A 12,145-nucleotide genomic window follows, 5' to 3' on the forward strand; every position below is an offset into this window, starting at 1 on the left:
TTAAAGAAAATTGTTAGTTTATATCCCGTTTTTTTCTTAATTTAACGTTAACTAAATTATAAAAATGCAAAATTTTGTTTACAAGTAGAATTATATTGTTGTTTTGGGTTTTGTTGCCGCTCGCTTTGAGTAGTATCTTTGCCCAACCTAAGCTTTCATCATACGAGGGACTTCACTTCTTTGTTGGATTCATGGAAAATGAATCAACAGTAGCAATGCCTGACAAGCACTTAGAACAATACATTTTCATAACGTCCGAATACGAAACAACCGTAAAAGTCAAATACGGTCAGCAAGCGGCTTTTAATGTGTTTATACCATTAAACGAAGTAGTCAATATACTTGTACCGCGCAGTATGGAGAATTTCAACTCCGAAGTTGTTTCAAAAAATTTGATTGAAATTACTGCCGAAGTCCCGATAACAGTTTACGCTTTTTCGAGCATGAAACACTCATCAGAAAGCTATTCTGTTATTCCTGTTTCGAATTGGGGCAATGAATATGTTGCTCTTACGCTCCCCAACGACCACTATAACAAACCAACGCTTGATTCTATCAGGGATTACACACCTCGCTCATCGCAATTTATGATTATGGCTGCCTATGATAATACTTTGGTAACTTATTACCCCAAATCTATGACTCGTAAGTTGAATCAAGTTGATTCTGCTTATACTGTATTGCTCAACAAGGGGGAGTGCTATTTGGTGCAATCGTGGCAATATATGCGAGGGCAAGGCGATTTATCCGGCTCCTTTATCAAAGCAGATAAACCTATCGGAGTTTTGACAGGGCATGTTAGAACTGCGTTGGCTCAAGGATTTACTGAACAACCTCCTGATTCCAAAGACCATCTCATCGAAATGTTGATGCCTGTTGCGTCGTGGGGGAGAACCTTTATTTCGGTACCGTTCGGGACAAATCCTAATAGAGGAGATTATTTCAAACTCAATACTCGTACTAAAGAAGCAAAAGTTGATATTTATACATCAACCGGTTCGCTTGAACTTAAATTCCCTCCGAATAGTAATGTGCAAGAACTTGCAGGATTGAACAAACCTGCATTATGGATAGCATCTGCACCCATTCAACTTGGACAATTTATGTATCGGGTTGGCGATTCGCTCGAAACCTTGAACTATGACCCGGCAATGGTTATCTTGCCTCCTGCAGAACAATATATTTCAAGCATTAAGTTTCTAACGCCGGGCGAAATTTTCAAAACTGCCGATGGAGTTAAATTTAGTAATCATTACGTTACGATTGTAGCTCAAAATATCTCTCTCGAAACTTTGACCTTGAACAACAACTTTGTCGAAAATATTAGCGATATCCGCAATCAAGTGATTCCGGGCACTGATATGCACTGGGCAAGAATCGAAATTGACCCGGGTCAACATAAAATAACTTGCGATACAGGTAGGTTCTCGGGCATCATTTATGGAGTTGGCAGATTTGACGCTTATGCTATGGTTCTCGGTTCATCGCTCAGAAATCCATACAGCGATGATGATATTTTCCCTACTTTAACTGTTACAGAAGATTGTTATGAAGTCAAGGGTACTATCACAGATGAAATAAGCGAAAAGAGCTTCGGGATTTATTATGCAATTGTCAACCAAAATACAACAAATAATTTCAGTTGGAAAATTGACCCGATTGCTTCTGACGCCAAAGTTATAACTTTCAACGCCAAGCCTATTGATATTTTTAAAGACGGAAAATTTGTTATTGATTTTTATGATAAAAGTGGGAATAGGGGCACTTATACCAAGATTCATAATGCTGTTAAAATTACTCATCCTGATTTAATTATTTTCAATGATATTGGGTGGATTGATTCAACTTGTTTCGAGCATGTGGTGACTAATGACGGGCTTTCGCCGATTGTGATTAATTCCGCAACTTTGAGTGCTGATAGTAGAGTTGAGCTTTTTACAGACCCCGCTTTACCTTATGAAATTCTGCCCGGTGGCTCTGTCTTATTCAATATTTGTGTCAATCCCAAAGGTGAAACTGACGCAATTCTTGGCAAAATTGATTTAGAGTTTGAGTGCGAAATTAATTTTTCTTATAATTTCCGAGGCGATATTCTCGCTCTCGAAATCATAGCTACGGGTCACGATTTTGGTGATGTTCTCTTGGGAGATTTACCATGCGACAGTATCACTATAACTAATACAAGCAACACTCCGGTGACAATTACTGAATTGAATTCTGCATTCAATTTGCCCCAGTTCATTGTTGATACTGCAGGTAGATTGCCAATTGTGCTCAATCCCGGAGAAACTGTATCGTTTCAAGTATGTTTTATCCCGACTCTCAATGCCGCTTACGAGGATACCGTCATTTTCCGTAACGAATATGATTATTATGTTTACGGTATAGTGAAAGGTCGTGGTGTTTCTCCAAAATTTGATTCTTATATTGTAGATTGGGGCAATAGACGCATCGGCACAACTAACGATACAACGATTTTTATCAAGAATACTGGTAATACTGACGGTGTAATCAAATTTTCGCAATTCAACTACAATGACTTTAACGATGATAATTCCGCTACACTAAGCCAATTGAATGATGTTGTCGTTCCGGCTCAAGATTCCATCGAAGTCAGTTTCAGCTTTTTGCCCGTTCAAGGTGCGGACTATTTGCTCGAGGCAGAATACACTTCTGATTGGATGCTTCACGAACCTTTTACAATCAGATTGAAGGGTGTGCCGACTATTCCCGAAATTGAAACTTCAGATTATGACTTCGGAGATGTAGAGCTATACTCGACGCAAGCTGCTAATTTCGCAGCTGTTTTTTCCGGAGGAAATGAAACTCTTACGATTGATTCTATCTATGTAATCAGTGGTGATGTAGCTTCTTTCAATTTCAATCTTGACGGCTACAAAGATTTTACTTTAGACCCGAATAATAATTTACTTTTTGATATAGAATTTGCTCCGATTAGGCTTGGCTCACATGAAATTATTTTTGGTGTCCTTCATGATGCTAATCCTAATAACGCCCGTTCAGTCAAGCAATTCAAGGTAACCGCCAATTCAATAGCTCCGAAGACTGAAAATTTATTGGTCGAAATTGTAACAAACCCGACTTTCGTTTGTTTATTACATTTAGGAGAAGTGTCAATTACAAATAAAGGTGAAGTACGTTCTGATATAAGCGGTTTGACGATTGAAACTGATAATCCGGCAATTATGGCTCGGATTACGGATTTTGTGCCAAAGTCTTTGGAACCAAACGAAACGGTGAAATACGGCTTTGAATACTATCTCGAACGCAACGTAACAGGCACAATTACAATCAAAATCGAACTTTTCGGAGAGTATGAAATTGAGCAAAGCTACGAGCTTCAACTTCCTGCAGCTGACGTAACAATTAATCAAAATGAAGATGTAATTTACGACGTTGGTGATACTGTTACTTTCAAATTTTCAGGAATTTTCCATAGTGATGCGGACACTCTTGTTTCATTTAAGTTCATTTTAGACCTCAGAAAAGACTTTTTTTTCATAATTGACGAAGAAATTTTCATAAATATCGAAAAAAATGGAATTATGAATAAGTATTCATTGTATAAAAGCATATTTTTTGATAAATTGGAACTTAATTTTAGTGAAAGATTAATAAAAGTATCTGAGAATTCAACATGGTCATTTGAAATACGGGCTTTGGGCTTGTTACCACCGGAACAAGAGAAGATTTGGACAATAAAAGTCAATTCTGATGAATGTTTCGAGCCTGATGAAAAAAATATTAAGACTAAGTTAAATGATTTGTGTATTTTTGACATGAGGCATGTACAATTTTTGGCGAATTTTCAAGATGTAAATATCTACCCAAATCCCGTACACGATGAGATGAAATTGAAGATTTTGACTGATAAGAAAATGGATGATATTACTATAGATATTTCCGATTTATTCGGCAACACAAAGTCCTTGGGAACGCTTCCGGCTTTGGACAAAGGTTTGCATGAGCAAATTCTCAGTATCGGTAATTTACAAAGCGGTTCCTACATGCTTCATTTTAGAAGCGATAGTTTTGAAAAAAATATTATGTTTGTAATCATTAAATAATTAATTTAAGGTGGTCTTTATGAAGTTACGTATTCTACCTGTTCTCTTGATTTCGGCTGTTTTTTCTACATTGATGGTTTTCGGGCAAAGTGACGAGACAACCCCTATCATGCCTTTCTATGACGAAGCCCCAATCTATATTGGTCCTGTATTTGGCTATAATCGTTCAATTCATAGCGTTGATTTGGCATCTTTCGACGAAGCGATTTGCCCAAGATTTACAGACGGGAATGATAACGGTTTTTATGTAGGGTTCAGTTTCGAGCAACATTTAGGAAAGGATGCTACATTATCTACTTCTTCTTTCATTTTCAGAATTCTATACTCAACTATGCCGGCTTTTATGGAAACGTCCGAAGCGCCAATCCCTTCATTAATTACTATTGTTGATAGTCAAGGTGACCCTGAAGGTGAGACCATAATCAATTCTTCAACAAGGCATACTCAAGAGGTAGATTATTCAGTTATATCGGCAGAAGTTTGCTATAAAATCAATCCGATTCCGGGTATGGGATTAGGTTTCACTATTGGACCTACTTTCGACTTTGCTCTCACTAAGACTCAAGACCAACGCTACGAATTATTAACTCCTCTCGAGGCACAGTTCAGAAGAAATCAAGAAGCTATTGACCAGTTAGGTTATAGGTATATTGAGGATGATAGAGTAATAGTCATCAAAGAAGGCGATATACCGAATTCAAATGCTTTCCGTCTCGGTATCAAAGCCGGCGTTCAGTATGAAATTTTGGTCAAAACTTTGACTATTGTTCCGGCAATGTATTATAACTTTGGCGTAACAAATCTTTCGAGCCAAGAAAGCTGGCGTGTAAATGCTTTGCAAGTTGGTGTGGATTTGAGATGGGCTGTTAAACTCGGTCTCTAATAGTTGAATTTTCAGAACCGATTCTCTTGTAAGTTGATAATCCAAACTACAAGATGAATCGGTTATTTTTTTATGATTAAATCACGGAGTAGCTTTGGAAAGGCTGTGGTCACCTTGGAGAGCCAAATATATTGATTCATTTAAGGAACAAAAGGAACACGACGATGAATGTTTCTTTTGCACCGCTGTTAGCGATTCCGAACATGCTCGCGAGCATCTTGTATTGCATAGTTCCAAACATGCAATTGTGATGATGAATAAATTCCCCTACAATAATGGTCACCTATTGGTAGCTCCCAAAATTCATACAAATGACTTGCTTTCTTTACCCGATGAAGTTTTTGCTGATGTTTCGTCTCTTACACGAAAGTGCGTTAGTGTATTGAAGGAAGTTTACTCTCCTCAGGGCTTTAATATTGGGGCAAACCTCGGTAGAGCTGCCGGAGCAGGTGTTCCGTCACATTTGCATTATCACGTCTTGCCCCGTTGGAACGGCGATACTAATTTTTTGCTTGTAATTTCCGAAGTGAAAGTGATTTCGGAGGATATCAACGAAACATACGAAAAATTGTTCGTACATTGTTCGCGGTGGTAAACTTTGGAAAAGGTAAAGCCCAAAAAATCATTCGGTCAAAATTTCCTTACTGATAAAAATATTTCCCAAAAAATCGTATCTCTCCTCGATGTATCCCAAGATGATATTGTCGTCGAAATCGGTCCGGGAATGGGAGCTCTGACTGAAATACTCTTAGAAAATCAAATCAAATTAGTCGCTGTCGAGCTTGATGAGCATGCTATTTCATATTTACGCGAAAAATTCAAAGCCGATAAATTCCCAAATTTGAAAATCTTGCACCAAAGCATTCTCGATTTTGATTTTAATAGAATTTATAAGCAATTTGGGAACAAAAAAATTAGAGTTATCGGCAATATTCCATACAATATATCTACCGAAATTTTGTTTAAATTGCTTGAAAACAGAGATATTATCAAGAAAATTGTGTTGACTGTGCAAAAGGAAGTTGGGCAACGAATTACGTCGCAAGAAGGAAGCAGAATTTATGGTATCACTTCAATTGCTGCATGGATGTTGAGCTCTCCGATGTATCATTTTGATATTGCTTCGGGAAGTTTCTATCCTGCACCAAAGGTTACATCAGGCGTTATTTCACTTACATTGAATAAGCAAGTTGAGCAAGATTACTACGATGATTTCATGAAATTTGTAAAAACTTTGTTCAATCAACGTCGCAAAATGATTTCAAATTCCATCAAAAATTATATTTCCAAAGATAGGCTCGCTCAACTCGCTCCTTCGATTGAGCATATTTTGAGCAAACGACCGGAACAGCTTTCGCTAACCGAACTTGTAAACTTATTTGATAAAATCAGAGAGCAACGCAATGATTGACAAAATCAAAGAGCCGCTACTGCAATTCAATTTGAGAGAAATCCTCAAAATGTCCGACATATATTCCTTGGCAATTTTGTGCATTTATACTGTTCTTGCCATAATTTTTTCTCCGTATATAGATGGCTCAATCACCTTAATTTATATCAACATCATTATAATGGCAGGAATAATTTCGATTGCGACTATTGACGAGAAATTCCAAGCCGGCAGATTGTTCATGTTGTTCAGACGCGTTTATATAGCACCTTTGATTTTCATCATCTACGACCAAATCCAGAATTATATTCCAATGATAAATCCCAATTTGTACGATTTGACTTTGATTGCTTGGGACATGGCTCTTTTTGGTGTCAATCCTACCGAATGGATTTATCAATTTGCGTCTCCGGCATTGACCGAATTCATGCAATCGAGTTATATGCTTTACTTTTTTATGCCTTTGGCGCACGGAATTGAATTGCATCTAAAACGCGAAGACAAAAAATTGGGCGAATTCTCGCGAATAATCTTGTTTGCTTTTTACACGTCATATTTGCTGTATTTCATTATGCCGGCGATTGGACCACGATTTTTCATTCATGACTTTTTCGCAATGAGTACGGAATTACCCGGTTTGTACCTCACAGAATTTTTCCGCAATGTGGTTAATAGCGGAGGTGGAATTCCTGCCGGAGCAATGAATCCTGCCGATTATGTCAACCGTGATTGTATGCCGAGCGGGCATACGATGGTTACATTAGTTAATATCTATGTTGTATTTCGGAATAAGTCAATTTTCCGCTACCCGATTTTAATTTTTGGGCTCTCATTGATTGTGTCAACTGTTTATTTACGCTATCATTACGTGGTGGATGTAATTGCAGGGGTAATACTTGCAGTAATTGCAATTTACATCGAGCCGAAAGTACGATTATTTGTAAAAGAGAAATTGAACTTCAAAAAAGCCTGATTATTCCAAAAACGCCCAATTGATACTCATCCTGAAATTTCTTGTCAAATCAGGATACAGAGCGACTTGATGATAATTTGATGATAGTAAATTCATAAATGTGCCTTTGAAATATGCCGTCCCGATTTTTATTTCGATAAAGGCATCCAATCCATGTGGAGCGAAGCCCGACTCGAAATCCGAATTATAATAAGTCCGGCTCAATGGCATGTAGGAATAGCTTGAGCCGCCACTCGATGCTTTTAAATCAAGTCCGACTCTCAAAATACTTCTTCCCGGCGAATAAGTGTAGAAGAATCGCACACCACCATAGACAAGTGGGAATCTGTCTTTATAATCTCCTGATGCCATTGGATAGCTCCACAATCGCATCAACACAGTGAACGCTTCGCCTACTTTGAAATCAATAGTGCTCTGCAAACCCAACATTTCTACGCTACCGGCATTGCTAATGTTAAGCCCGGATAATGTGTCTCTGCCTGTGATTGACACTTGCGTCGCAATGAAATCGTTGATTCTTTTGCCAAATGCTTTGAGCCTGAAGTTTGTAGATTCTCCAAACTTATGATTAAACAATGCAAATGCAGTATAATGCTCTTCGCTCAGCAAATTTAATCCTTCGGCAGGGTGGGGAAGACGATTAGCACGCGATACATCAAATTCAAGTGTGCTTCTTTCCGACATTTTCATCAGCAAATTGGCTCCGATTGCTACACCCACATTTTCATACAATGTAAACAGCCTTGTACCACCGGAAAGCACTAAATAATCTGAAAGATTGAAAGCCAAATGCCCGAATCCCGCAAATGAAACGCCCTTGACTTCACCGTGAATATACGATTCGTCGGCTTGGCGTCTGTCGAAGTATCCCCCGGTTTTGAAATTCATAAATCCGAAAAGCTTTTGTTCGTATCTGCCCGAAATGCCGTAATAATGAAATCCGTTTGTATAAATTTGGCGACTGGTATCGGCAACTCCGAAACTGAAATTTCTGCCGGACGAGCGCTCATAATCAGCGTGTGAATAGTACGCAGTCAATGTAACTGCTGAATTTGTCGGAAAAATTTTGGAAAATGAAAGATTCAAATCGTGACGGAAAACTCTCTCATTCAGCCCGTCGAACAAAGGACGTGAGGATATCTCGTCGTAGTAATCTTGTTCAAAATGTGTATTGATTCCACCGCTGTTTCCGTGACCATGATTTGTAAAAGTTTCGGTAAAAGTAAATGAAGTCGAATCATCGGGGCTCCAACGCAATAATATTCTCGTATTCCAGGAATTGACCCAAGAGTTGGAAAATCGCCCATCAGCATTTACATTCCTAAACCCAAAAGTGAAATTCCATTCGGGATGAAAATTTTGCGAGATAATTCCGTCTGCTGCCAAAAAATCGGCACCACCTTGTGCAATCCAAATCTTTGTGAAAGGTTTTTGTGTGTTGTGGCGAACTTCTTGAATATTTACAAATACTCCCGGAGAATTATCACCAAAAATAGAAGCCTTCGAGCCATAGAATATTTCGATACTTTCCAAAAATTCCGGCGCAATTTGCTCAGGATTGAAATTGCCATATCCAACATCAATCATTGGTCTGCCATTCGATGCAAATGAAATTGCAGACGGCAAACTGCCATCAACCATGAAATGATTGAACAAACCGTAAGAGCCGAGCGAAAGAGGATAGAAATCGCTTTTGCTGCTCAAAATATCGCTCAATCCGGTGTAATTAACATATTGGAAATCACGTTTGGTAATGCTTGTAGCCACAGCCGAATCCAGCATGAACATTTTTCCGTGCCTATGGTTCGGCACTCGTATTATCGAATCACGATAGTCGCGAACATCGGTTGAATCAGCATCCGTCTGTGATTGCAAATTTGGCGATAGTAGAACAAATGCTATTAGCATCAGCACTCTTGCATTCCATTTCAATATTTTTTTGCTTGTACTCGAAATCATTTACAAAGATAATAAACTATATTCAAGCATAATAGACGTACTCGAATATAAAAAACATCTTTACAAATTATGCTAAAAGTTTTATCCGACTGAAAATATAATCGAGACTCTCTTTTTTTAGTATTGCTTTGAAATACTGTGTGTCTTTAAATTGCTTGCTCTTCACGTTGTCATAGTTCAAATATCGTTTACTTTTGTTCGAATCAAACCAATACACCAAATGAATCTTCCCTTTTTTGATTTCGAGAGCCGTCATTCCGCGTTTGCCAATGCCGGCTCCCGAATTGAATAAGCATGGAACAAGCAATTCATCGCCGTAAATTCCGCTTTTCAGAAAATAATTTTCGCCATTTTGACGAAGGTTATCGAATTCTGTTCGCAACTGTGAAATTTTATGCGTGATGAACTCTTTGTTCTCTTCAGCCGTTTTGTGCAATAATCGTAGATATTTTTCAATCAGCATGTTGAGTGCATCAATTTTCGACATTGATTCGAAAAGTGGTCTGTGAGTATGTCCGATAATAGATATAATCTTCTTTTCGGCTGAAAAATTATAGGCACGAATTTCTGTTTTGAATTTTTTTATGCTATTAATCGAAACAGTGTTATTGTGAATTCCCAAAGGAGTAACAATATATTTAATCAAATATAAGCTCAAAAGGTTGAATGTCTCTATGAAATTTGAAATTTGGTGCCCGTGATAAATAAAAATATCATTATCCTTGTATTTCAATTTTAAACCTTGGAGAATTTTTCTGTTAATCTCCGGTTTGCGTTGTTTATAGAGCAGGTAATCATGATTGCCGACAATTTTATACAAATTCCCTTTTCTGTTGAATTCGTTGAAGATTTCAAACAAATCGCTCCAAGATTTGGCGATTGTATTGATGTCGAATCTGTATAAATCCTCGATATCACCGTTTAAAATTAATTTATAACCTTTTTCGAGATAATGTTCTCTCAGCACTTTGATGAAAAGCTCCGAATTATGCAAGAAATCGTCCTTCCTGCCACGATTTCCAAGATGAAAGTCGCTGAAGATTACAAATTTATCCGTGTCAGTAATTTCAATCTGTTCTACTCTATTGTAAAGCCGCTCTAATATACGCGAATAATGAATTTCATTTTTCATAAAGTGCTTAGTTAACCCTTCTCAGCTTAATTCTCGAGGACATCTCGCTTTCATAAACTCTTTTAACGCCATCACCCAAAGCTTGCTCGATGTCGCGAATATTTTGGACAAGCCTGATGAAGCCACCGATTTCGACGGATGCGGCTTGGTCTGTGCCCCACATTGAGCGGTCTAATGTGATATGTCGCTCCACGAAATTCGCTCCCAAAGTTACTGCAGCCCAAGTCGGTGAAAGCCCAACTTCATGTCCCGAGTAACCAATTGGCGTATTTGGGTAATTTTCACGATATGCTTTGATTACATTCAAGTTCAATTCCGACACTTTACATGGGTAAGTAGAAGTGGCATGAGCAACCATCAATTTTTCAAATCCCATTAAATTAATTGTGGTTTCAATTTCTTCAATTGTTGACATTCCTGTAGAAATCATCACAGGTTTGCCGGTTGCTTTTGTTCTCATAATTAGCTCGTGGTCAGTCAGACATGCAGAGGGAACCTTAAAAAATGGCACATCATATTGATTGATGAAATCAACTGCTGATTCATCCCAACACGATGCAAGCCATGAGATACCATGCGATTTGCAGAATTTATCAATCTCGTCATATTCATCAATGCCGAATTCGACCTTATGGCGATAATCAATGTAGGTCATTCTGCCCCAAGGAGTGTCGCGTTCGATATTCCATTGGTCTTTCGGAACGCATAGTTCAGGAGTGCGTTTTTGGAATTTAACGGCATCAACGCCCGCTGCCGAAGCTCCTGCTATCATCTTTTTCGCTAATTCCACCGAACCATTGTGGTTGATTCCGATTTCGGCTATTACATATGCCGGAAATCCATCGCCGATGCTTTTTTCACCGACATTTACAAATCTTTCTGTATTACTCATTTTATATCCTTATAATTAATTAGTTTACCAAATTGTCCAGCCGCCATCTATAATGAGATTGGCGCCTGTCATGTAAGAAGAGGCTTCAGATGCCAAAAAAACAAGCCCACCCATATATTCATCGGGTTGAGCCATTCGCCCGAGAGGTGTTCGTTCTGAGTATTTTTGGATGAAGAATTCATCTTGGCTATTTTCAACTCCACCGGGCGAAAGTGCATTCACACGGACTCCGCATTTCCCCCAATACGCTGCCAAATACTTGGTGAATGATATCACAGCACCTTTTGTTGTGGGGTAGGCGGGAGATTTGTACATTTTGCGAATGCCCTCTTTATCCAAGTACAAAGATTGGTCGGGCGCAACAATCCCATAAGTTGAAGCAATATTTATTATGCTTCCGCTTTTGTTTTCCGCCATTTCACTGCCAATCACTTGCGAAGTCAGAAACATGCCCGTAACGTTGACATCCACGATTTTTCTGAAAAATTCTAAGCTGTAATTTTCAAATTTTGATTCATCTAACGAATTCAGAGGATTTTCCATCATATCGTTAATGGCGGCATTATTGACAAGTATATCCACTTTTCCGAACATACTGATTGTGTCGGAAAGCAATGAATATAGCTCACTTTTTTGGGTGATATCGCAAGCAATTCCAATTGATTTTGTCGGCAAAGTTTCGGATAATTCGATGCACTTTTCGATATCCACGTCTGTTGCAACTACGTTTGCACCCGCTTCCGATAAAGCTTTGCAATGATAACGTCCGATTAAACCCGTAGCTCCGGTTACAATTGCAACCTTTCCTTTTAATGAAAATATTTCCAT

9 protein-coding genes are annotated in these 12,145 nt (G+C 38.4%); 5 read left to right on the forward strand and 4 right to left on the reverse strand.

Going from position 1 to position 12,145, the window contains the following annotated elements; translation table 11 throughout:
- Positions 1-125: 125 nt before the first annotated feature.
- The 5 genes from M9949_09440 to M9949_09460 all read left to right on the forward strand — a co-directional run bounded on the left by M9949_09440 (position 126) and on the right by M9949_09460 (position 7,334).
- Positions 126-4,088 (forward strand): choice-of-anchor D domain-containing protein, encoded by a 3,963-nt coding sequence (locus M9949_09440; protein MCO5251629.1) that lies wholly within the window; start codon positions 126-128, stop codon positions 4,086-4,088.
- A 19-nt stretch (positions 4,089-4,107) separates the two neighbouring features.
- Positions 4,108-4,971, forward strand: coding sequence for a hypothetical protein (locus M9949_09445; GenBank protein ID MCO5251630.1), 864 nt, complete (start codon positions 4,108-4,110; stop codon positions 4,969-4,971).
- Between the two features lie 94 nt (positions 4,972-5,065).
- Entirely contained in the window at positions 5,066-5,566 is a 501-nt protein-coding gene (locus M9949_09450; GenBank protein ID MCO5251631.1) for an HIT domain-containing protein, read from the forward strand.
- A 3-nt stretch (positions 5,567-5,569) separates the two neighbouring features.
- A complete protein-coding gene (gene rsmA, locus M9949_09455; GenBank protein ID MCO5251632.1) occupies positions 5,570-6,382 on the forward strand; it encodes a 16S rRNA (adenine(1518)-N(6)/adenine(1519)-N(6))-dimethyltransferase RsmA in 813 nt (270 codons plus the stop codon).
- Complete coding sequence (locus M9949_09460) at positions 6,375-7,334, forward strand: phosphatase PAP2 family protein (GenBank protein MCO5251633.1); 960 nt, start codon at positions 6,375-6,377, stop codon at positions 7,332-7,334. The genes rsmA and M9949_09460 overlap by 8 nt, the downstream gene beginning before the upstream one ends.
- Here the strand turns inward: M9949_09460 and M9949_09465 are convergent, their stop codons facing one another.
- From M9949_09465 to M9949_09480, 4 genes are all read right to left on the reverse strand, one after another.
- The gene (locus M9949_09465; GenBank protein MCO5251634.1) at positions 7,335-9,242 is read right to left on the reverse strand and encodes a TonB-dependent receptor plug domain-containing protein; all 1,908 of its coding nucleotides are present in this window, start codon (positions 9,240-9,242) and stop codon (positions 7,335-7,337) included.
- Between the two features lie 118 nt (positions 9,243-9,360).
- Positions 9,361-10,425 (reverse strand): metallophosphoesterase family protein, encoded by a 1,065-nt coding sequence (locus M9949_09470; protein MCO5251635.1) that lies wholly within the window; start codon positions 10,423-10,425, stop codon positions 9,361-9,363.
- A 7-nt stretch (positions 10,426-10,432) separates the two neighbouring features.
- A complete protein-coding gene (locus M9949_09475) occupies positions 10,433-11,317 on the reverse strand; it encodes an N-acetylneuraminate synthase family protein (GenBank protein MCO5251636.1) in 885 nt (294 codons plus the stop codon).
- A 24-nt stretch (positions 11,318-11,341) separates the two neighbouring features.
- Complete coding sequence (locus M9949_09480) at positions 11,342-12,145, reverse strand: SDR family oxidoreductase (protein MCO5251637.1); 804 nt, start codon at positions 12,143-12,145, stop codon at positions 11,342-11,344.

This window comes from Candidatus Kapaibacterium sp. (assembly GCA_023957315.1).
Lineage (GTDB): Bacteria > Bacteroidota > Ignavibacteria > Kapaibacteriales > UBA2268 > PGYU01.